This is a genomic window from Cupriavidus sp. FW305-F7, assembly GCF_058782875.1.
Genome location: NZ_JBYSYC010000008.1, coordinates 160,926 through 182,282, shown reverse-complemented (window position 1 = coordinate 182,282; position 21,357 = coordinate 160,926). Strand labels below are relative to the sequence as shown.

The following is a 21,357-nucleotide window of genomic DNA, read 5'->3' as shown; positions in this document are numbered from 1 at the left end:
CGCGCCGAAGCGGGCCGGCGTGCTGTCGCCTACACTGGAAGCATCCGCGACCCGCATGCGCGCCTGAGCGCATGCAGCCCGCCATGATCGCCGACGCCCATCCCCCCACACTGCACCGCAAGACGCGGCCCGCCGCCGCCTTTGCCGCGCTGACGCAGGCAAGCCTGGCGCGCATGGAAGCAAGCCTGGCCCAGTTGCTGCACCGCGACGAGGCCGAAGACCTGCACGCGCTGCGCGTGGCGGTACGCCACGCGCGCGCGGTGCTCTGGGCCCTGGGGCCGTCGTTGCCGCGGCAGGAGCGTGATCGCTGGAAGCATGACCTGCGCATGCTGGCGCGCGCCACCAGCGATGTGCGCGACTGGGACGTGTTCCTGGCCGAAACCATTGCCCCGGCACGCAAGCTGGAACCGGACGATACCGTGCTGTCGGCCATCGCCGACACCGCCCGTGAGCGCCGCGACACCGCACGGCAAACCATGCTGTCGGCCCTGGCCGGCTACCGTGACTGGCCACTGCCCGCGCTGCATCGCGACCTGGCGCACCTGGACCATCTGGCCGCCCGCGCCCGCAGTGACGGTGGCCGCCTCGGGCCCCTTGCGCGCAAGCGCGTGCGCCGCGGCCGCAAGCGCCTGCGCGCGCTGGCAAAGGCTGCACGCCGCGGCAATCCTCGCGCGGTGCATGAACTGCGCATCGCCGGCAAGCGACTGCGCTATGTGATCGAGGCGTTCGCGCCGGTGCTGCCATCCCGCTACAGCAAGGACCTGCATCGCAAGCTGGTCAAACGGCAGGCGAAGCTCGGCCGCTTTGTCGACGGCATCGTCGCGCGCCGGCTGCTGGCCGACTGCCTGCAGGCGCAGGCAATGCCGGACGAGGCGCCGCCGCAGCCGCTGCCCGGCGCCAGCTGACCACCCCGCCCGCCATGGCGGCCTGCCCACCGCGTGCCACGCCAACTGCACCCGATCTGCGACAATACCGCCATGACTGCTCCCCAGGTTCCCATTGCCGCCATCGCCACCGCGCCCGGACGCGGCGGCATCGGCGTGGTGCGCGTGTCGGGCCCCAATGTCGGCCCGGTGATGCGCGCCGTCTGCGGCCAGGCGCTGAAGCCGCGCCACGCCACCTACCTGCCGTTCCTCGATGGCCATGGCAAAGTCATCGACCACGGCCTGGCGCTGTATTTCCCGGCGCCCAACTCCTATACCGGCGAGGAAGTGCTCGAGCTGCAGGGCCACGGCGGCCCGGTGGTGATGCAGATGCTGCTGACGCGCTGCCTGCAGGCGGGCGACGGCATCGGCCTGCGCCTGGCGGAGCCCGGCGAGTTCACGCGGCGCGCCTTCCTCAACGACAAGCTCGACCTGGCCCAGGCCGAGGCTGTCGCCGACCTGATCGAAGCCAGCACCGAGGCCGCGGTGCGCTCAGCGGCGCGTTCGATGGAGGGCGAATTCTCCAACGCCATCCGCCAGCTTGTGGATAAGGTCATCCACCTGCGCATGCTGGTGGAAGCCACTCTGGACTTCCCCGAGGAAGAGATCGATTTCCTGGAGCAGTCCGACGCCCGCGGCCAGCTTGCCACCATCCGCACCGAACTTGGCGGCGTGCTGGCGCAGGCGCGCCAGGGCGCGCTGCTGCGCGAGGGCCTGTCGGTGGTGCTGGCGGGCCAGCCCAACGTGGGCAAGTCGTCGCTGCTGAACGCGCTGGCCGGCGCGGAGCTGGCCATCGTCACGCCCATCGCCGGCACCACGCGCGACCGCGTGCGCGAGACCATCCAGATCGACGGCATCCCACTGCATATCATCGACACCGCCGGCCTGCGCGAGCACGCCGCCGACGAAGTCGAGCGCATCGGCATCGAACGCACCTGGGACGCCATCCGCCGCGCCGATATCGTGCTGCACCTGGTCGACGCCACCGACTACCTGCGCCACGGCCTGTCCGAGACCGACGACGCCATCGACGACCAGCTCAGCGGCCAGCTGCCGCCGGGCTCGCCGATCGTGCGCATCGTCAACAAGATCGACAAGGCCCCCGCGGTTGGCGATGTCGTCTTCGGCGGCAACCGCCCGCATGTGGTTGCGGCCAACGGCCCCAACCCGACCGAGATCTGGATCTCGGCGCGCACCGGGGCCGGCATTGAACTGCTGCGTCGTGAACTACTGCGGCTGGTGGGCTGGCAGTCAGGCAATGAAGGCAACTTCCTGGCGCGCGAACGGCACCTGACGGCGCTGCGGAATGCGCAATCGCACTTGGATATCGCCGCGGAGCAGGCCGAGCACCAGGCGCAGGCGCTGGACCTGTTTGCCGAAGAGCTGCGGCTGGCGCAGGATTGCCTGAACAGCATTACGGGTGAGTTCACCAGCGATGATCTGCTGGGGACGATCTTTACGCGTTTCTGCATCGGCAAGTGATACCCGCAGCCGCGGCCCCATGTCGCGGCGCGGAAGGCGCCGGTACAAGTAAACTGCAGGCTACTCGCTGACATGCCGGCGCCGGGCCCTTCGGCGCCTCTCCCGCCATGCGCCTGACCCTCATCACCTTCGGTACCCAGGGCGACTGCCGCCCCATGGTCGCGCTGGGCCTCGGCCTGCGCGCCGCCGGCCACGACGTGCTGATGCTGGGCGAACGCTCGGCAGCCACGCTCGCGGCAGAGCACGGCCTGGCCTTTGCGCCGATGGCGGGCGATATCCAGCAGACGCTGGCGCCCGGCGGCGCGCTGCACAAGCTGATGACCGAAGGCGGCAACGTCGCCGAGGCCACGCGGGCATTCGCGCGCATTGCCGAGGACAACACCGAGGCGTGGATGGCACAACTGGCGGAAGCCGCGCGCGCTGCCGATGGCATCGTGTTCTCGGGGCTGACGGCGTATGTGGCGCTGTCGGTGGGCGAGCAGTTGGGCAAGCCGGTGATCGGCGCGGGCATGTTCCCGATCTCGCCGACGCGGGCCTTTCCGTCCGCGCTGCTGCCGCCGTTCAGGATGCCGGGGTGGGCCAATCGCGCCAGCCACCACGTGATCAACTTCGTGCTGTGGCGCATGTTCCGTAGCGCGACCAATGCTGCGCGCTCCAGGCTGTTCGGCGCGTCGGCGCGCAAGGCGATGTGGGCGGACTTTCCGACGCTGTACGCGATCTCGCCGCAGCTGGTGCCGCGTCCGCATGACTGGCATGACGACTGGCTGGTGAGCGGCGCGTGGACCATGCCGCCGCAGCCGGACTGGCAACCGGACGCGCCGCTGCGCGACTTCCTGGCGGCCGGCGAGGCGCCGCTGTATATCGGCTTTGGCAGCATGGCGGGCTTTGACCGGGACAAGGTGGTGACGGCGCTGATACAGGCGGTCGATGGCCGGCGCGCGCTGTTCTATCCGGGCTGGAGCGGCATCGACGTGGCGGCGTTGCCATCCAGCTTCCACGTGGTAGGCGCCACCCCGCATGACTGGCTGTTGCCGCGCGTGTCGGCGGCAATCCATCATGGCGGTGCGGGCACCACGCATGCAGCCGCGGCAGCGGGCGCCCCATCGATCGTGCTGCCGTTTGCGGGCGACCAGTTTTTCTGGGCGGGCCGGCTGGCGGCACTGGGCGTGGCGCCGCGCTATGTCGCCGGGCACAAGATCGACGCGCCGCGGCTGGCGTCGATGATCGCCTTCGCGGAGCAATCGGCCACGCGCGAACGGGCCGCCACGCTGGGCCGCGCGATGGCCGCCGAGCGCGGCGTCGACCATGCCGTGGCGGCGATTGAGCGCTTTTGCGGCAGGCAGGGCGCATAATCCCGTTCCGCCTTCCGCATTCACTGACGCAGGACCTTCCGATGTTGAACCGTACCCAGCAAATCCTTATTGCCATCGTCGCCGTGGCTGTCCTTGGCATGTTGTGGTTTGCCGGCAATGACCGCCGCGACGATGTCGGCGGTGCCGCACCCGAGGCGCAGGCCGAAGCCAGCGCGGTGCCGGCAAGCGTCGTGCGCGGGGTGCCGCGCGATGGCACGCTCGACCCGATCAGCATCGACCCGGAGCGCCCCGCGGACCGGCTGCCGCAGCTCCAGGCCGACACGCTGCTGAATGACTACCGCGGCAACCCCAAGGAAGCCGACACCCGCTACCTGGACCAGTACCTGATCGTCGAAGGCGTCGCCAGCGGCATTCGCCGCGAGGGCAACCAGGTCTTTGTCGATATCCGCACCAACGATCCCGGCGTGAATGTGCGCGCACTGCTGCTGCAACGCCAGATCTGCGGCCCGGCAGGGCGGGTGTGCGAGGTGGAAGCCCGAGCCACCATGGTGCGGCGCGGCCAGAAGGTCGCGCTGGAATGCAACGGCGCCGGGCTGGCGGATGGCGCACCGCTGCTGCGCGACTGCCTGCTGCGCGGCGGCGCCAACTGATCGCGCTTGTCCTAGATTCCGGAGTCCCGCCATGCAATCCGTTCTGTCCGTCCTAGCCATCCTGATCATGGTTGCCACCATCGTCGGCGTGGTTTCGCCCGCCTGGCTCAGCCAGACGCTGTTTGGCGGCAGACCCGTCACGCGGCTGCAGGTCGTAGTCATCGGGGTCTGCCTTGCCGGGCTTTGCCTGGTCCTGGTGGGTCGGCTGGCGCAAGGCGGCGGCGCGGGCGGCTGAGCCGCCACCCCGGCGCAGAAGCGGCCGTTTTGCGCTTCTGTTTGGACGATTGGATCGGCGTACCGGCGCCTACAGTGTGAAGGTATGCGGTGGCCACTGTGTCTTGCAGGGCAGCCCGCCCCAGCCACACAGGACATCCATGTACAAAACTCTGCTGGCCGCAGGCCTTGGCCTGCTGATCACCGCTTGCTCGACCTACCAGGCAGTGACCCCGGTCGACCGGCCCGACCGCACCGATCCCCTTGTCGCGTTCCAGGTGCCGGCTGGCGGCGGCCCGCTGGGCAACTACGGCGCCAACGGCACGCTGCTGTGCGTGGTGGTGAATCCGGTCACGGGCAATGACTTTGTCGAGAGTTTTCTCTCATCGCTGCGGCGGCGCAATTTCGAGGTGAAGGTGCTGCAGGCGCAGACCTCGATCGCGGCGTGCCCGGTGGTGGCGCTGTACACGGCGCGCAGCGCCTGGTACTGGACTGCGTACCTGAACAGCGCCGATATCACCGTGTTCCGCAACGGCGACCGTGTCGGCAAGGCCATTTATAACGCCAACCGCAGCGCGGGCGGGCTCAACCTGAGCAACTTCGTGCAGCCGTCGTCCAAGCTGGATGAACTGGTCGAACAGCTGTTCCCCGGCATGCTGCCGCCGCCCCCGCCGCCGGCGGGCACGGCCGCCCCGGCGGCCTAGCCTGTCTGCAGTCAACCGAAGGAGGGCCGGACCATGCCGCTCTGCGCAGCCTCTTGCCGGGCGCAGCCGCGCCCGGCCCAGCGTACCCGCATCAGCGCTCCAGCCGGCCCAGGCGCACCACGGTCACGCCCGGGCGCAACTGGCGCAGCGACGGCATCACCAGCACGCAATCCGGATACGGCGTCACTACCGGCTCGCCGTCGCGCCAGCCGATTACGGTCCCGGCCTCGGTAAAGGTCTCCAGCCCGGTATAGGGGCCGGCAAAGCGGAAATCCATGCTGGTGGCCACCACCGGCTCGGTCACGCGCACCACACGCTGCGTGGCGGGCAGCGGTTGCAGCCAGCCCGCGGGCAAGTCCATTGCATCGATCACGCCGGCATGCAGCAGGAAGCGCGCGGTGCTGTCCTGCGCCACGGTCACGGCGGCGGGCTCCCAGTGCTGGCCGCATTCGATCAGCAGTGCATTGCGCGCGCTGGCGGCATCGCCAAAGCCATCGTAGTCGCGCATGCGGCGGCCTTCGGGGTGGCCTTCGTCGACGATCACATCGGCCGGCGCGCCCAGCGCGCGCGCCAGGGCGATGCCCTTGTCGAGCGGGCCGGAGACGATCAGCGGCCGGCTTTTCTCGTGCATCGAATGCAGGTCCAGCAGCAGGTCGACGGTATCGATCACCGGGCGCATGGCGCGAGCGCGGCGCAGCTCCGATGAATCCAGGCTGGCGTCATCCAGCACCCTGGCGGTCCATACGCGGTTGAAATCCTGGTCGACAAAGCGCGATGCGTCGGGCCTGGCGGCATCGAAGCGGTGGTACGCGTCAACGTTGGCAAACGCCAGCGTCAGCCGGCCGCGGCGCGGGCGCAGGCCGTGGTCCAGCAGCGCCTTGACGGCGATGGCGCCGCAGACCTCGTTGCCGTGGGTCAGCGCGTTGACCATCACGTGCGGGCCAGGCTGGCCGCTGTCGAAGGTGAACAGGTAGGGGATGCCGGTGTTGCCGGCGGCGCAGGCGCGGATGTCGGGGAATGCGACATTGACGGGGTAGGCGTCGATCGGTGCGGTGGGCTGGGTCATGAGAATCGGTGCGTTCAGGGTGCCTGGCGGGTCGGTGCCGCCGGGTCGTGTTCTGGGGATCAGGTTGAGGATGGGCGGCGGGATCTTGCCAGCGCCGCCTGCCCCAGCTCTTACTCGTGAATGCCAGCCGTCTGCACGATGGTGCGATAGCGCCCCGTCTCGCGCTTGATAAAGCTGCCGAACTGCGCCGGATTGGCCGGCGCCACTTCCACGCCGGCTTCTGCCAGCTTCTTCTTCACATCCGGCATGGCCAGCACGGCCTGCATCTCAGTGTTCAGGCGCTCCACCACCGCTTGCGGCAGCTTGGCCGGGCCCATCAGGCCGAACCACACGCCCATGTCGACGCCCTTGAGCGCGGGCGTCTCGGCCAGCGCGGGCACGTTCGGCGCCACCGGCGAGCGCTTGGCGTTGGTCACGCCGTAGGCCTGCACGCGGCCGGCCTGGATATGCGGCAGCGCCGACGACAGCACCATCACCGCCAGGTCGATCTGGCCGCCGAGCAGGTCGGTGGCCATGGCCGACGCGCCCTTGTATGGCACGTGCGTGATATTGACCTTGCCCTGCTGCTTGATCAGCTCGCCGGCCAGGTTCAGCGGCGTGCCCACGCCCGACGAGGCATACGCCAGCTTGCCCGGCTGGGCCTTGGCCAGCGCGATCAGCTCGGCCGCATTCCTGGCGGCCAGGCCGGGCTTGCCGACCAGCACCATCGGCTGGGTGCCGACGAAGGTCACCGGCGCCAGGTCCTTCTCGCCGTCATAACGCACGGCGGGGTTGGTCAGGCGGGCGATCGACACTTCACTGCCCGAGCCCATCAGCAGGGTGTAGCCGTCGGCCTCGGCCTTGACCACCTTGGCCGCGCCGATGGTGCCCCCGGCGCCGCCCAGGTTCTCGATCACCACGCTCTGGCCCAGGCGCTTGCCCAGTTCCGGGGCGATGGTCCGGGCCACCAGGTCGACGCTGCCGCCGGCGGTGTAGCCCACCACCAGCGTGATCGGCTTGGCGGGCCAGGCGGAGGCAACGGCGCCGGCGGAAGCGGCAAGGCAGAGTGCGGCAGCGGCCGCGCGCAGGATGGTCTTCATGGTCTTGGCTCTGGGGGTCCCGGAATGGTTGTTGTGGAGCGATGGTAGTGAGCGCGCAACCGGCCCGGCGTGCAGCTTTGGCAAGGGGGGTTGCCGATTCGGCAATGGTGGCCGAAGGCGCATCAGCGCGGTGCCCGCACCGCCGCCTGCCAGAAGGCCTCGGCCAGCGGGCGCATCGGCGCGCGCGGGCGGTACAGGCGGATATCGAGCGCCAGGTCGCCGCCATCATCGCTGCGTACGCCGCCGATGGCGCGCACCAGGCGCCCGGCGTGCAGGTCGTCGGCAATCAGCCGTGCCGGCAGCCAGGCCAGGCCCATGCGCTGGCGCACCATCTCGTGCACCGACTCGGCAAAGTCGCTGACCGCGATCACGTCCAGCCGCGGCGCCAGCTTGCGGCGCGCGATCTCCTGGTTGACCATGCGGCCAAGTGTCAGGGTCTCGGCGTAGGCGATCATCGGAACCGGCTTCGCCGCAGCTTTGCCGGTCGCCAGCCGGTGCAGCGGCGCGCCGCGCCCATCGGCAGCGCTCACACACACCAGCCGCTCCACGCCGGCCAGGTGGAACTGGTAGCGCGCGTCATCCAGCATCACCGGCAAGTCCGGCGGGCTGTAGCAAAGCAGGAAGTCGGCATCGCCCTCGGCAAACATGGCCAGCGCGTCATGCATCGGGAAGGTCGACAGCCGTGTGCGGAAGCCGGCCGCCGCGGGGTCGTGCCGCAGCGCCTCGCGCAGGCCCGCCAGCCACACCGGCACCATCGAGCGTGCCAGGGTCTTGCCGGTGGCGATGGTGACCGTGCTGGCGTCGGCGCGGTGCGCGGCGCGCAGCGCCAGGCGGGTCTCGTCCAGCGTGCGCAAGGCGCTCTGCGCGGCTTCAAGGAACTGGCGCCCTTCGGCGGTCAGCCGCACCGGGAACGCGCTGCGGTCGATCAGCGGAGCGCCGGCCCAGACCTCAAGCGCTTGCATGCGCCGGCCAAACGCGGGCGGGGTCACGTTGCGCAGTTCGGCGGCGCGCGCCAGGCTGCCGGCCTGGGCCAGGCAGACGAAGTCTTCGAGCCAGCGGATATGCATGGAGGGCGGACCGTTGAGGGTGGGGCGGCAATGCCCTCATTATCGGCAAAACCGGCCGCCACCTTTGCCTGCCGCATTCCTCGGTTAGAATTTTTCGCATGACACTGATCCGGCGCCGCCACCCATCGTCCCCGACCAGCCAGGCGTCCGACACCACGCCGCCCGCCCCGGAATACACCATCGACGAGCTGGCGCGCGTGGCCGGCACCACGGTGCGCAACGTGCGCTCCTACCAGGACCGCGGCCTGATAGATCCGCCGCAGCGGCGCGGGCGCGTGGGTATCTACACGCAGGCGCACCTGGGGCGGCTCAAGCTGATCCACCACCTGCTGGCGCGCGGCTACACGCTGGCCAATATCACCGAGCTGCTCAAGGCCATCGTCGAAGGTCACGACCTGCGCTCGATCCTGGGGCTGGAGACCGCCATCAGCAGCCCGTGGACCAACGAGACGCCGCGACACTACTCCTACCTGGCGCTGGCGCGGCTGTTCGGCCGCGCGATCTCGCGCCCGGCCCTGGCCAAGGCGATCTCACTGGGACTGCTGGAACCGGACGGCCTGGGCTATCTCGCGCGCAGCCCGCGCGCGCTGGCCGCGGGTGCGGAGATCGCCCAGGCGGGCTTTGCGCTGGAAGACGTGCTGGAGATCATCGCCCAGTCGCGCGGGCATTTCCAGGCGGTATCGGACCATATCGTCGCTACCGTGGTGCGCGAGCTGGACCGCTTCGGCGTTGGCAAGCTGCCGCCGCCGCAGGACGTGCCGCGGCTGGTGGAGATCCTGTGGCGCATCCGCCCGCTGGCGCTGGTGATGGCGGAGACGGAGATGATGCGGGCGCTGGAGATTTCGGCCAACAAATACCTGGGCGACCGGGTGGCGGCGATCATCGAGCATCTGCATGATGAGGAAGGCGGGGGCGGCGGACACAGGTGACAGGCATGCGAGGACATGGTTAACGCTTCCGGGCACAGTCAGCCCGCTGCGCTACCTCGCTGCCCTTCCCCGCACCGACTCCTCCAGCAACGACCGCAACTTCGCCAGCGCGCCCGGATCGCCGTGCGCGGCTGAGCGCGCATACCAGATCTTGGCCTGCTCGAGATCCCGGTCGACCACCCCGGGCTCGCCGTGCTCGTAGAAGCTGCCGACGATGTATTGCGCACCGCCGTCGCCGGCACTGGCCGCGCGGCTGTACCACGTGAACGCCTGTCCGTAGTCGCGCGGCACGCCCCGGCCAGTGAAGTAATTCGTCGCCAGCGCCATCTGTGCCTGCACATGCCCACCCTGTGCGGCCAGCGCATACCAGCGGTTGGCTTCCTCCAGTGACTTCGGCACCAGTTCGCCGCGCTCATAAAGGTCGCCCCAGGTGTACTGGGCATGCGTCATCTGGTTGTCGGCCGCTTTTTTCAGCCAGACCAACGCCTCCTGCGGGCGGGCGGCGGTGCCCTCGCCGCGCAGCAGCATCATTGCGTAGTTGAATTGGGCCAGACGGTTGCCCCGCCGGGCCGCGTCGGCAAAGCCGCGCAGGGCCTGGTCGAAGTTGCCCGCTTCATACGCGGTGACCGCGTCGCGGGTCTGGGCCTGCGCGGGGGCAGACGGCTGCGGTGCGGAGGTCGCCGGCTGCATGCACAACAGCCATGCGGCGGTGGCGCCGGCGAGCAAGGCGGCAATCGGGGGGCGGGCAATCGACATGGCGGACTCCGGGTACAGCGCCTTCCTGATTCCAGTGTAGGAGTCAGGGCACCGCGCCGGTAGGCAGGCGCGGTATCGCCGGAATATCCATGCGAATAATCAATCAGCCACAATATCTGCCACGATCATTCATCGTGCAGATAAAACCAGGTATTCAGATCCACCCGGCCCGATGCAGCCGCCGCCACAGTCCCCCGCAGGCGACCGCGGTCACGCCGATCACCGCCGGGTAGGCGAAGGGGACTGTCAGCTCAGGCATGAAATCGAAGTTCATGCCGTACAGGCTGAAGATCACGGTCGGGATCGCCAGGATCGCGCCCCAGCCAGCCAGGCGCTTGACCACCTCGTTCTGGCCCACGGTGACCAGCGCCAGGTTGACCTGCACGGCGGTGGTCAGCATTTCGCGCACCACGTCGAGGGTGCGCACCAGCCGGCTGGCGTGGTCTTCGATGTCGCGGAAATAGGCGCGCAGCTCCTTCGGCACCAGGTCTTCGTGCAGCCGGATCAGCTGGCCGCACATGTCTTCCACCGGGCTGACCGCATTGCGCAGGCGCAGCACCTGGCGCTTGATCTGGTACAGGCGCTCGATCGCCTTGCGGTCGAACTCGTCGCGGAAGATGCCCTCCTCCAGCGCCTCGAAGGTGTCTTCCAGGCGCGTGACGATGGGCATGTAGTGGTCGACGATAAAGTCCATCAGCGCGTACAGCACATAGCCCGGGCCATTGGCCAGGCCGTGCGGGTCCTGCTCGCAGCGCTCGCGCACGGGCGCATAGGTGCTGCTGACACCGTGGCGCACCGAAACCACATAGTTGGGGCCGACAAAGAGATGGGTCTCGCCGACCACGACTTCATCTTCCACCAGTTGCGCCGTGTTGAGCACCACGAAGACCGAATCGCCGTAGGACTCGAGCTTGGGGCGCTGGTGCGCATCGAGCGCATCCTCCACCGCCAGGTCGTGCAGGCCGAACGCCTGCTGGGCCTGGCGCAGCAGCGCGAGGTCAGGCTCATGCAAGCCCAGCCAGACAAAGGTGCCCGGCACGTCCAGCACTGTGCGGATCTCCGCCATGCCCACCGTGCTGAGCCGCTTGCCCTGCCGGTAGGCCACGCAATTGACGATGGCGCCCATGGAAAACTCCGCTGATCAGATGGCGCAATCGTAACAAGCCTTTACGCTGCGCCGGACTTGATGCGCGTTGCCCCGCGCGGCAAACCACGCTGGCCGCACTTACCCGGCGCTACGGTGTGCCGTGCACGCGCATATGGAACCCACGCGCCACCTGCTGTACATATCGATCCAATTGTTACAGTTCGCGACAGATACGACGTTAGAATGTGGCATTTCCACGGTCACCCGGCTATGTCCCAGAAGAAATCGCCACGCTTCGAGCTGCGCAGTGGCAACGTAGACGCCCTCCTTCTCGCCCTCCAGACCGCCGACATGGCTGCGCTGCGGGATGACCTCCTCTCCCGCTTTGAAGCCACCCCCGACTTCTTTTCCAATGACGTGATCGCGCTGGACCTGCGTGCGCTGGAAGATGACAGCGAAGTCGCGCTTGGCACCGTGATCGAGACGCTGGCCACGCTCAAGGCCCGCGCCATCGGCGTGGTGGCCCGCCCCGGCCAGCGCGAGTGGGCCGAGCGCTTCGGCCTGCCGCTACTGGACAGCCAGGCCCGCCGCGGCAGTGGCGCCGATCGCGCCACCGACCGCGCCACCGACCGCGCCGCCGAGGCCAGGGCCGCAGCCGCGGCGGAACAGTCCGCCGCCGAACAGGCCGCGCGCGAGGAATCCATCCGCGCCGCCGCGCAGGCCACCACCGACGCCGCCGTGGCCGCTGCCATCCGCCAGACCCAGACCATGCTGATCGACAAGCCGCTGCGCTCGGGCCAGCAGGTCTACGCGCAGGGCGACGTGGTCATCCTGGACGTGGTCAGCTACGGCGCCGAGGTGATTGCCGAAGGCAACATCCATATCTATGCCCCGCTGCGCGGCCGTGCGCTGGCGGGCGTCAAGGGCAACACCGGCGCGCGCATTTTCAGCACGTGCATGGAGCCTGAACTGATTTCCATCGCCGGCATCTACCGGACCGCGGAGCAGACGCTGCCGGCCGATGTGCTCGGCAAGACCGCCCAGGTGCGCCTGGCCGATGAAAAACTGATTCTCGAAGCGCTGCGGCTCAAGTAACCGCGCAGCCCTCGGGACCGAATTGCAGAGAGCGCAAGCTTCAACTTATTACTGGACCAAAGAGCCATGGCAAAAATCATCGTTGTGACCTCCGGCAAGGGAGGCGTCGGCAAGACCACCACCAGCGCCAGCTTTGCCGCCGGCCTGGCCCTGCGCGGCCACAAGACTGCCGTGATCGACTTCGACGTCGGCCTGCGCAACCTTGACCTGATCATGGGTTGCGAGCGCCGCGTGGTGTACGACCTGATCAACGTGGTGCAGGGCGAAGCCAACCTGCGCCAGGCACTGATCAAGGACAAGAAGTGCGAAAACCTGTTCATCCTGCCGGCCTCGCAGACGCGCGACAAGGATGCGCTCACGCGCGACGGCGTCGAGAAGGTCATCAACGGCCTGATCGAGATGGATTTCGAATTCATCATCTGCGACTCGCCCGCCGGCATCGAGTCGGGCGCGCTGATGGCGATGTACTTCGCCGACGAGGCGCTGATCGTGACCAACCCGGAAGTGTCGTCGGTGCGCGATTCGGACCGCATCCTGGGCATCCTGGCGTCCAAGACCAAGCGCGCCAGCGAAGGCGGCGACCCGATCAAGGAACACCTGCTGATCACCCGCTACAACCCCAAGCGCGTGCATGGCGGCGAAATGCTGTCGCTGACCGACATCCAGGAAATCCTGCGCATCAAGCTGATCGGCGTGGTGCCGGAGTCTGAAGCCGTGCTGCACGCCTCGAACCAGGGCACGCCCGCCATCCACCTGGAAGGCAGCGACGTGGCCGACGCCTATGGCGACGTGGTGGACCGCTTCCTCGGCAAGGACAAGCCGATGCGCTTCACCGACTACCAGAAGCCGGGTCTGCTCTCCCGCATCTTCGGCAACAAGTAACGGTCAAGGAGGGCTCACCCCATGTCGATCCTTTCCTTCCTGCTGGGAGAGAAGAAGAAGTCCGCGTCGGTCGCCAAGGAGCGGCTGCAGATCATCCTGGCGCACGAGCGCACCGGCCATTCCGCGCCCGCCGACTACCTGCCCGCGCTGCAGCGCGAGCTGGTGGCGGTGATCTCCAAGTACGTCAAGATCGGCGACCAGGACCTGCGCGTCAGCCTGGAACGCCAGGACAACCTCGAGGTGCTCGAGGTCAAGATCGAAATCCCGCAGAACTGAGGACGGATCCGGCGCTGCCGGATTCGTTCCTCCTCCTTCGGTTTTCCCGCACTTCCCGTCTTTCCGCCGACCGCGGCGCCGCTTGCGCGCCGGGGTCGGCCGGCCTCCGTTCTCCCTTTCGTGATTCCCCGCCAGCCCAGTGTGCAGGCCAGCTTGCCAGCGCTGCCAAAATGCCCCAATTCGGAATTCTGTAGCGGCGAGACAACGGATTTGCACCAAAATCCTGCTTGAAAGCGCAGCTTGGCGGAGTTTTGTGTCCTTGTAGCTTACGTTTTGTTAAATTTTCGCGGCGTCTACAAGACACGTAGACCTCGTCCACGCCGTGATCCGGCGGAGAGAACAGTACAAGACAGAAAAGGAGCACCATGAAGAAATCGGCCATCGTCCTCGCAGCCGGCAGCCTGTTGGCAGGTTCGGCGTTCGCCCAGTCGTCCGTTACCCTGTACGGTATCGTTGACCAGAGCATTCGCTTCACCACCAATTCCGACGCCCAGAACCACAGCCAGACCCAGCTGAGCAACGGCGCGGTCACCAACAGCCGCTGGGGCCTGAAAGGCAGCGAGTCCCTGGGCAACAACCTGAAGGCCATCTTCCAACTGGAAAACGGCTTTGATCCGGATACCGGCAAGGCCAACCAAGGCGGTCGCCTGTTCGGTCGTCAGGCATATGTTGGCCTGAGCGGCGATTTCGGCGCCATCAAGCTGGGCCGCCAGTACACCGAAGGCTTTAATTTCTTCGGTGACTACGATCCGCTGACCATCGGCAACTACGACCAGAACGCCTGGCCCTTCTTCCTGACGCAGTTCCGCAGCGACAACGTGATCAGCTACTCGGGCAAGTTCGGTGGCCTGAACGTTGGCGCCAGCTATGGCTTCGGCGAGAAGCCTGGCAGCTTCACGCACGCACAGACCAACCCGCCCAATGGCAACGCACCGTATTTTGGCGCCCGCGCTGCATACGAATCCGGCCCGTGGGGTATTGGCGGCGTGTACCAGGAATTCCGTGACACGAACGGCAACAAGCAGCAAATGTGGGGTGCCGCCGGTAAGTACGCCTTTGGCCCGGCCAAGGTTTTCCTCGGCTACATCGGTGGCAAGGATAAGACCGGCCTGATCGACGCCGCTTTCTTCACGCCGGCGAACAGCGCAAATCCGATCCCGGCTGGTGGCAATTACACGGCAAGCCCGCGTAAGGACAACATCGGCTACATCGGCGCGACCTACCAGGCCACTCCGGCTCTGGCGCTGACCGGCGTGTTCTATGGTGATCACATCAAGAACACCAACGGTCTGGCCGATGTCAGCGGCAACCGCTACACCGGCGTTCTGCTGGCCGAGTACTCGCTGTCCAAGCGTACCCAGGTCTACGGCACCGTGGACTACAACAAGGTGACCGGCGGCGCGAAGACCCAACTGCCGGGCAGGGACAACCAGCTCGGCCTGGGCGCAGGTATCCGCCACATCTTCTGATCGTTGTCTGATCAGTCTGGCGCAAAGGCACCTTTCGGGGTGCCTTTTTTCATGCGCGCGGCCGGCGCCGCAGCCACAGGTACCAGCCGGCCGGCGAGGCGGCTTCGCCCATCGACTGCAGCGGCACCAGCACGCCGCCATGGCCCGCCACCACGCGCTGCGCGCACAGCAGCGCCAGCCGCGCGGCGCTAACAGGACACCAGCGGGACAATTAAGACCGCGTTGCCTTCCGCACGAATAGGAAAGACCTCAATCTCGACTTTCAACAATCTTTTACTTCTCGCCTCAGCGGGCCGCTCCTACCATGGGCTTCGCTGCGTGCCGAGCGGGACCGCAGTGCCATGCTCTGTCCATCCATCGGCGCATTCCGATGCGCCCGCGCAGGAGCCACTCTCGTGAACATCGCCGCGCTGCAGGCGGACCCGACCCTCGCCGTCAGCATCGAACAGACCCTGCGCCTGAACGGGCACCAGTGCGCGCGCTATCTCAGCGGACGCACCATGATCGGCGCGCTGCGCGGCAGGTCGTTCGATCTGCTGATGCTCGATTGCGATGCGCCGGGGATCCCGGCCCTGGAAGTGCTGGCATGGGTGCGCCGCACGCTCGGCAACGAGATGCCCGTAATTCTGACCGGCACCTCCAACGAAGAAGCCTTCGTCGCGGCCTGCTTTGCGCAGGGCGCCGACAGCTACGTGCCCAAGCCGCTGCGCACGGCCGAGCTGGCCGCGCGCGTGCTGGCGCTGTTGCGCCGCGCCAGGCCGGCGCGCGACGAATGCGACCTGGAGCACGGCGTATTCCGCTTTGCCACCGCGGAGCGGCGCGTGTGGGTCCAGGGCAAGCCGGTGCTGCTGGCCCCCAAGGAATTCGACCTGGCGGTGCTGCTGTTCCGCAACCTGGGTTCGCTGGTGCTGCGCCAGACCATGGCCGACCAGGTCTGGCGCTACCACATGGACCCGGCCTCGCGCACCGTGGACAGCCACCTGTCGCGCGTGCGAACCAAGCTGGCGCTGTGGCCGCACAACGGCGTGCGGCTGTCGTCGGTGTATGGACTGGGCAGCCGACTGGATGCGGCTTAGAACCCGTTTCAGAATGAAATGGGTTCTAAGCCTCAATCGGCCTTGATGCCCGCTTCCTTGACGATTCGGGCGTTCTCCGCGGACTCTTCGCGGATGGCCCTGGCAAACTGCGCCGGCGTGCCGCCGGTCGGCACCTCGCCGCCCTTGAGCAGGCGTTCATGGACTTCCGGCTCGGCCAGCGCCTTGTTCAGTTCGGCGTTCAGGCGGCTGATGATGGCCGCGGGCGTCTTGCCCGGCGCGAAGATGCCGAAGGTCGAGGTCAGGTTGGCCTTGGGGTAGCCCAGCTCGGCCAGCGTCGGCACCGAGGGCAGGCTCTCCAGGCGCCTGGGCGCGCCCACCGCCAGCGCGCGCAGGCGGCCGGCCTGCATATGCTGGGTCAGCACCGGGCTGGCGTTGGTGCTCATCACCTCGAACTGGCCGCCGAGCGCGTCGTTCATCTGCTGGCCCGCGCCCTTGTACGGGATCAGCGTGATATCGGCCTTCGACTTCTGCTTGATCTGTTCCAGCACCACATGGCCGACCGTGCCCAGGCCCGACGTTGCCCAGCGCACCGAGCCCGGCTTGGCGCTGGCCTGGCCGACCACGTCGGCAAAGCTCTTGCCGCTGAAGCCGGAGGTGGCCACCACCAGCACCGGCGAGTACATCACGCTCATCACCGGCGCCACGTCCTTCTGCGGATCGTAGTTGACGCGCCCGACATGCGGGTTGAGCGTCAGCGGGCTGGTGGCGGCAAAGCCCAGCGTGTAGCCGTCCGGCGCAGCCTTGGCGACGGCATCGATGCCGATGCTGCCGCCCGCGCCGGCCTTGTTCTCGACCACCACCGAAGTGCCCATCTGCGCCGACAGCCGCTCGCCGAGCGCGCGCGCCACGGTGTCGCTGATGCCGCCGGTCGGGTAGGCGACGATCAGGCGGATCGGGCGGCTGGGATAGGCGTCGGCAGCGGCGGCAGGCAGTGCGGCAGCACCGCTGGTCACGCACAGGGCGGCCAGCAGGGACGAGCGGAAGGGGAAGGCCATGATGGAAATGCGGGAGAGATTTCGACAGGAAGGCGCCGGGCGCGGCAGCGGATTGACGGCCTGGCGCGGAGCAGTCGCTATCTTAGCCGATCGAAACCTGCGCGCTCAGCGCACCAGCGGGCGTTCCGGCACCCACGAGACAAAGAGTTCATTGGCCCGGTCATACAGCCGCCATACCGTGCCGCAGTCGCGGCAGGTAAAGGAAAGCATGCTGAACGGCACGCCGGCGGCGCTCTGGCTCACCAGCGGCACCGTGCCGCGCAGCGCCAGGCAGGACGGCGGCTCGCGCCGGCGCGGGTCGGCGGCGAGCGCCAGGCAGCGCTCGCAGGCAGGCGTAGCAGACGGTGCTGACGCGGCTTGAATGGATGGCGGGGACGGGGGCACGGCAGACTTCATGCCCGCCATGATGCCGCAAAACGCCGCCCGGCAGCAGCCGCTGACGCAATCGGATCAGGCCGGCTGCGTGCGCGCCACCGCGGCGGGCGTCGCCGCGCGCTGGCCCAGCCACACGCTGCCCAGCACCAGCAGCGCGCCAGCGGCCTGCATCGCCGTCAAGGCCTGGCCCAGCACCAGGAAGCCGAGCACGGTGGCACTGACCGGGCTCAGCAGCCCCAGCGCCGCCACCGCGGACGACGGCATGCGCCCGACCCCGCGGAACCACAGCGCATAGCTGAAGCCGGCCCCGACAATGCTCAGCCACGCATAGCCAAGCCAGTTGGCCAGCGTGAAATGCCCGGGCAGCGGTTCCAGTACCAGTGCGAACGGCAGCAGGAACAGCCCGCCCGCGCACAGCTGCCATGCCGTCAGCACCAGCGGCGAGACTGGCGGGCGCCAGTGCCGCGTCAGCACCGTGCCCACCGCCATCGATACCGCCCCGGCCGCTGCCGCCGCCACGCCGATGGCGTCGAGCCGCGCGGCCGGGCCCAGCACCAGCAGCGCCACGCCCAGCAGCCCGCCCACGCCGGCCATCCAGGCGGCCGACCGCGGGCGCGCACCGAGCCAGGCCCACGCCAGCACCACCACGATCAGCGGCTGGATCGCGCCGACCGTGGCGGCCACGCCGCCCGGCAGCCGGTACGCGGCGATAAACAGCATGGCCTGGAAGAAGCCGATATTGAGCACGCCCAGCACCGCCGCGCGCCACCACCAGCTGCCGCGCGGCAGTTGCCGACCGAAGGCGAGCATCGCCAGCCCGGCCGGCAGGGCCCGGATCACGCCTGAGAGCAACGGCTGCCCCGGCGGCAGCCACTGGCTGGTGACCAGGTAGGTGCTGCCCCAGATGGCCGGGGCCAGCCCGGTCAGCAGGATGTCCCTGACGGTCACGCCACCGGGAGCGGTCCGGATGGAGGATGCAGTCGTCTTCATTTCAAGTTTCTTGACATCAAGATAAATCAACTTTACGAAGCCGATTGTTTGATGTCAAGATACTTCGATGTTCCTGCCACCCGCGTATCCGCACGCCTGCTCCTCGATGACTACCCGCCGCAAACCCGAAGACACGCCTGACCACGTCGACGGCATTCTCGCCCAATGGGCGCGCGAGCGCCCGGACCTGGATGCCTCGCCGATGGGCGTGATCGGCCGGCTGGGACGGCTCAACCGCCATACCAGCCGCGCCATTGAAGCCGCGCTTGGAGAAACCGGCCTGCAGCCGTGGGAATTCGATGTGCTGGCGACGCTACGGCGCGCGGGGCCGCCGTATACGCTGTCGCCGGGCGCGCTGATCGGTTCGTTGATGATCACTTCGGGCACCATGACCAACCGGCTCGACCACCTGGAGCGGGCCGGGCTGGTGCGGCGCCAGCCCAATCCGGAAGACCGGCGCGGGCTGCTGGTGGAACTGACCGAGGCCGGACGCGAACGCGTCGACCGCGCGCTGGAACTGCACGTGGCCAATGAGCACCGCCTGCTGGCGGACCTGACCGCGGCCGAGCGCGCGCAGCTGGCCGCGCTGCTGCGCCGCTGGCTGCGCATGTTCGAGCCGCCACCGGGCGGTGGCGGCGAAGGCAACGAACCGGCCTAAGCGTCAGGCCCGCTGCGGACGCTCGCGCAGGTCGGGCAGGAAGACCGTCAGCAGGCCCAGCAGCGGCAGGTAGGCGCAGTACTCGTACACCGCGCGGATGCCGTGCGTATCGGCCATGCCCCCCAGCACCGCGGCGCCGATGCCGCCCATGCCGAAGGCAAAGCCGAAGAACAGGCCCGACACCATGCCCACCTTGCCGGGAATCAGCTCCTGCGCGAACACCAGGATCGCCGAGAACGCCGAGGCCAGGATAAAGCCGATGATGAAGGTCAGCACCGTGGTCCAGAACAGGCCCACGTGCGGCAGCATCAGGGTGAACGGCGCCACGCCCAGGATCGACGCCCAGATCACGCGCTTGCGGCCGATGCGGTCGCCGATCGGGCCGCCCAGGATGGTGCCCGCCGCCACCGCGGCCAGGAACATGAACAGGTGCAGCTGCGCGTCCTGGCGCGCCAGCCCGAAGCGCTCCATCAGGTAGAAGGTGTAGTAAGAGGTCAGGCTGGCCATGTAGAAGTACTTGGAGAACACCAGCACCATCAGCACCACCATGGCCCGCACCACCACGCGCGTGGGCACCGGGCTGGCCACCGCGCCCGCGGCCTTGCGCTTGCGCGCGCCCTGCGCCAGCTGGCGCGCATACCAGCCGCCGATGCGCCACAGCACCACCATGCCCACCAGCGCCGCCAGCGAGAACCACGCCAGGCTGGCCTGCTGGTGCACGATCAGCGCGGCCAGCAGCGGCCCCATGGCGCTGCCGCCGTTGCCGCCGACCTGGAAGATCGACTGCGCCAGCCCGTGCTGACCGCCAGAGGCCATGCGCGCCACGCGCGACGACTCAGGGTGGAAGATCGACGACCCCGTGCCGACCAGCGCGGCGGCCACCAGCAGCACGCCGTAGGTCGGCGCCACCGACAGCAGCAGCAGGCCCGCCAGCGTGAACGCCATGGCGATGGCCAGCGAATGCGGCTTGGGATGCTTGTCGGTGTACAGGCCCACCACCGGCTGCAGCAGCGACGCCGTGACCTGGTAGGTCATGGTCAGCAGGCCGATCTGGGTGAAGCTCAGGTTGAAGCCCCCCTTGAGCATCGGATAGATCGCCAGGATCAACGACTGGATCATGTCGTTGAGGAAGTGGGCGAAGCTGATCGCCGACAGCACGCGGAAACCGGTGCGTTCGGCCTGGGGGGATGTCGCGGATGGTGTCGCGCCAGCAGGCGCGGAGTCGATGGTTGTGCTCATTGGCGGCTCTCGACAGACGGAAAGCGGCCAGCGGGGGCGCCGGCCTGGATGGAACTGAGCACCGATGCTAGCTGGCGCCCCGGCGCCTGTCCTGCGAGAATAGGTCCGCAACCTTGGAGAAAAGGACATGCCGCGCGCCCCTCGCCCCCTTTCTGCTTCCGGCGCGGCCCGCCGCCGCGACCAGCATGCGCCCCCCGCCCCCACGCCCGAGACGCTGGCGCTGGGCGACACCTACGCCGAGCCCCCGCCCTACGTCCGCTTCGACCGCAGCCCCCTGCCCGTCACCGCCATGGCCGCCGACTACCTGCCCGGCCACGTGACCAACCCGCACCAGCATCCGCACGCGCAGCTGATCCATGCAGTGCACGGCGTGATGGTGGTGGCCACCGCCGAAGGCCAGTGGATCGTGCCGCCCACGCGCGGCATGTGGATGCCGGGCGGCACCACGCACTGGATCCGCATGGTCGGCCGGGTGCAGATGCGCACCGCCTATATCCGCCCCGATGCCGCGCCCGACCTGCCGCAGCGCTGCACCGTCCTGGGCATCTCAGCGCTGCTGCGCGAGCTGATCCTGGCGGCGATCGACATCCCCCTGCCCTACGCCCCCGACACGCGCGACGCGCGGCTGATGCGGCTGTTGCTCGATGAAGTGATGCTGGTGCCGTCGCTGCCGCTGCACCTGCCGCGCCCGGCCGATGGCAGCCTGCGGCAGATCTGCGATGCCATCACCGGCGCGCCCGATACGGCGCTGACGCTGGCGGACTGGGGTTCACGGCTGGGGGTGGACCCCAAGACCATCCAGCGCCGCTTTGCGCGTGAAACCGGGATGACCTTCGGGCAATGGCGCCAGCAGGCGCGCCTGCTGGCGGCGCTGGAGAAGCTGGCTGCCGGCAGCAAGGTGGTGGATGTGGCGCTGGACCTGGGCTACGACAGCCCGAGCGCGTTTGCGACCATGTTCAGGCGGCAGTTCGGCGTGCCGCCAAGTGCGTTCTTCCGCTGAGCGGGGCGCCGG

Annotated in this window: 24 protein-coding genes; 14 read left to right on the top strand and 10 right to left on the bottom strand. The window is 68.4% G+C overall.

From position 1 onward, the window contains the following. Nucleotides 1–83 precede the first annotated feature (83 nt). From AC3WL8_RS10290 to AC3WL8_RS10265, 6 genes are all read left to right on the top strand, one after another. Nucleotides 84–905 (top strand): CHAD domain-containing protein, encoded by an 822-nt coding sequence (locus tag AC3WL8_RS10290; protein WP_041228265.1) that lies wholly within the window; start codon nt 84–86, stop codon nt 903–905. A gap of 72 nt (nt 906–977) precedes the next feature. Further along, nucleotides 978–2,405 carry a tRNA uridine-5-carboxymethylaminomethyl(34) synthesis GTPase MnmE gene (mnmE, locus tag AC3WL8_RS10285; RefSeq protein WP_492378244.1) on the top strand — a complete coding sequence of 476 codons (1,428 nt, stop codon included), beginning with the start codon at nt 978–980 and terminating at the stop codon, nt 2,403–2,405. Nucleotides 2,406–2,512: 107 nt separating this feature from the next. Continuing rightward, nucleotides 2,513–3,757, top strand: coding sequence for a glycosyltransferase (locus AC3WL8_RS10280; RefSeq protein WP_211980519.1), 1,245 nt, complete (start codon nt 2,513–2,515; stop codon nt 3,755–3,757). Nucleotides 3,758–3,798: 41 nt separating this feature from the next. Further along, entirely contained in the window at nt 3,799–4,368 is a 570-nt protein-coding gene (locus AC3WL8_RS10275; RefSeq protein WP_492378243.1) for an OB-fold putative lipoprotein, read from the top strand. A gap of 31 nt (nt 4,369–4,399) precedes the next feature. Continuing rightward, entirely contained in the window at nt 4,400–4,603 is a 204-nt protein-coding gene (locus tag AC3WL8_RS10270; RefSeq protein ID WP_013955189.1) for a hypothetical protein, read from the top strand. A gap of 139 nt (nt 4,604–4,742) precedes the next feature. Next, on the top strand, nt 4,743–5,285 hold the full coding sequence (locus tag AC3WL8_RS10265; protein ID WP_013955188.1) for an Sbal_3080 family lipoprotein: 543 nt from the start codon (nt 4,743–4,745) through the stop codon (nt 5,283–5,285). A 91-nt stretch (nt 5,286–5,376) separates the two neighbouring features. Here the strand turns inward: AC3WL8_RS10265 and AC3WL8_RS10260 are convergent, their stop codons facing one another. The 3 genes from AC3WL8_RS10260 to AC3WL8_RS10250 all read right to left on the bottom strand — a co-directional run bounded on the left by AC3WL8_RS10260 (nt 5,377) and on the right by AC3WL8_RS10250 (nt 8,497). Beyond that, nucleotides 5,377–6,351, bottom strand: a complete 975-nt coding sequence (locus tag AC3WL8_RS10260) for a M14 family metallopeptidase (protein ID WP_211980518.1) — start codon at nt 6,349–6,351, stop codon at nt 5,377–5,379. A gap of 110 nt (nt 6,352–6,461) precedes the next feature. Beyond that, complete coding sequence (locus AC3WL8_RS10255) at nt 6,462–7,430, bottom strand: Bug family tripartite tricarboxylate transporter substrate binding protein (protein ID WP_013955186.1); 969 nt, start codon at nt 7,428–7,430, stop codon at nt 6,462–6,464. Nucleotides 7,431–7,552: 122 nt separating this feature from the next. Next, on the bottom strand, nt 7,553–8,497 hold the full coding sequence (locus tag AC3WL8_RS10250) for a LysR family transcriptional regulator (RefSeq protein WP_211980517.1): 945 nt from the start codon (nt 8,495–8,497) through the stop codon (nt 7,553–7,555). Between the two features lie 98 nt (nt 8,498–8,595). On the opposite strand from AC3WL8_RS10250, the gene AC3WL8_RS10245 reads away from it, so the two are divergent. Next, the gene (locus AC3WL8_RS10245) at nt 8,596–9,426 is read left to right on the top strand and encodes a MerR family transcriptional regulator (protein WP_211980516.1); all 831 of its coding nucleotides are present in this window, start codon (nt 8,596–8,598) and stop codon (nt 9,424–9,426) included. A 51-nt stretch (nt 9,427–9,477) separates the two neighbouring features. Here the strand turns inward: AC3WL8_RS10245 and AC3WL8_RS10240 are convergent, their stop codons facing one another. Further along, nucleotides 9,478–10,182 (bottom strand): tetratricopeptide repeat protein, encoded by a 705-nt coding sequence (locus AC3WL8_RS10240; RefSeq protein ID WP_153954984.1) that lies wholly within the window; start codon nt 10,180–10,182, stop codon nt 9,478–9,480. Between the two features lie 154 nt (nt 10,183–10,336). Continuing rightward, nucleotides 10,337–11,308, bottom strand: a complete 972-nt coding sequence (locus tag AC3WL8_RS10235) for a magnesium and cobalt transport protein CorA (protein ID WP_211980515.1) — start codon at nt 11,306–11,308, stop codon at nt 10,337–10,339. Between the two features lie 231 nt (nt 11,309–11,539). On the opposite strand from AC3WL8_RS10235, the gene minC reads away from it, so the two are divergent. The 4 genes from minC (at nt 11,540) to AC3WL8_RS10215 (ending at nt 14,991) form a co-directional block, all read left to right on the top strand. Beyond that, nucleotides 11,540–12,364, top strand: coding sequence for a septum site-determining protein MinC (gene minC, locus AC3WL8_RS10230; RefSeq protein ID WP_211980514.1), 825 nt, complete (start codon nt 11,540–11,542; stop codon nt 12,362–12,364). Between the two features lie 66 nt (nt 12,365–12,430). Beyond that, the gene (minD, locus tag AC3WL8_RS10225; RefSeq protein WP_013955180.1) at nt 12,431–13,246 is read left to right on the top strand and encodes a septum site-determining protein MinD; all 816 of its coding nucleotides are present in this window, start codon (nt 12,431–12,433) and stop codon (nt 13,244–13,246) included. Nucleotides 13,247–13,267: 21 nt separating this feature from the next. Further along, a complete protein-coding gene (gene minE / locus AC3WL8_RS10220; RefSeq protein ID WP_010811451.1) occupies nt 13,268–13,522 on the top strand; it encodes a cell division topological specificity factor MinE in 255 nt (84 codons plus the stop codon). A 365-nt stretch (nt 13,523–13,887) separates the two neighbouring features. Beyond that, on the top strand, nt 13,888–14,991 hold the full coding sequence (locus AC3WL8_RS10215) for a porin (RefSeq protein WP_013955179.1): 1,104 nt from the start codon (nt 13,888–13,890) through the stop codon (nt 14,989–14,991). Between the two features lie 49 nt (nt 14,992–15,040). Here AC3WL8_RS10215 and AC3WL8_RS10210 read toward each other — a convergent pair whose 3' ends face one another. Continuing rightward, the gene (locus AC3WL8_RS10210) at nt 15,041–15,202 is read right to left on the bottom strand and encodes a hypothetical protein (protein ID WP_492378242.1); all 162 of its coding nucleotides are present in this window, start codon (nt 15,200–15,202) and stop codon (nt 15,041–15,043) included. A 184-nt stretch (nt 15,203–15,386) separates the two neighbouring features. Between AC3WL8_RS10210 and AC3WL8_RS10205 the strand changes: the two genes are divergently transcribed. Next, nucleotides 15,387–16,067 carry a response regulator transcription factor gene (locus AC3WL8_RS10205; protein ID WP_211980513.1) on the top strand — a complete coding sequence of 227 codons (681 nt, stop codon included), beginning with the start codon at nt 15,387–15,389 and terminating at the stop codon, nt 16,065–16,067. 32 nt (nt 16,068–16,099) lie between these two features. Here AC3WL8_RS10205 and AC3WL8_RS10200 read toward each other — a convergent pair whose 3' ends face one another. The 3 genes from AC3WL8_RS10200 to AC3WL8_RS10190 all read right to left on the bottom strand — a co-directional run bounded on the left by AC3WL8_RS10200 (nt 16,100) and on the right by AC3WL8_RS10190 (nt 18,448). Next, nucleotides 16,100–17,083, bottom strand: coding sequence for a Bug family tripartite tricarboxylate transporter substrate binding protein (locus AC3WL8_RS10200; RefSeq protein WP_492378241.1), 984 nt, complete (start codon nt 17,081–17,083; stop codon nt 16,100–16,102). A gap of 105 nt (nt 17,084–17,188) precedes the next feature. Beyond that, nucleotides 17,189–17,488, bottom strand: a complete 300-nt coding sequence (locus tag AC3WL8_RS10195) for a hypothetical protein (RefSeq protein ID WP_013955175.1) — start codon at nt 17,486–17,488, stop codon at nt 17,189–17,191. 45 nt (nt 17,489–17,533) lie between these two features. Next, nucleotides 17,534–18,448, bottom strand: a complete 915-nt coding sequence (locus tag AC3WL8_RS10190; RefSeq protein ID WP_211980511.1) for an EamA family transporter — start codon at nt 18,446–18,448, stop codon at nt 17,534–17,536. A gap of 106 nt (nt 18,449–18,554) precedes the next feature. Between AC3WL8_RS10190 and AC3WL8_RS10185 the strand changes: the two genes are divergently transcribed. Next, nucleotides 18,555–19,106: a MarR family winged helix-turn-helix transcriptional regulator gene (locus tag AC3WL8_RS10185; RefSeq protein ID WP_492378252.1), complete on the top strand. Its 552-nt coding sequence runs from the start codon at nt 18,555–18,557 to the stop codon at nt 19,104–19,106. A gap of 3 nt (nt 19,107–19,109) precedes the next feature. Here the strand turns inward: AC3WL8_RS10185 and AC3WL8_RS10180 are convergent, their stop codons facing one another. Then, nucleotides 19,110–20,345: an MFS transporter gene (locus AC3WL8_RS10180; protein ID WP_041227674.1), complete on the bottom strand. Its 1,236-nt coding sequence runs from the start codon at nt 20,343–20,345 to the stop codon at nt 19,110–19,112. A 127-nt stretch (nt 20,346–20,472) separates the two neighbouring features. Between AC3WL8_RS10180 and AC3WL8_RS10175 the strand changes: the two genes are divergently transcribed. After that, entirely contained in the window at nt 20,473–21,345 is an 873-nt protein-coding gene (locus tag AC3WL8_RS10175) for an AraC family transcriptional regulator (protein WP_492378240.1), read from the top strand. The last annotated feature ends 12 nt before the right edge of the window (nt 21,346–21,357 follow it).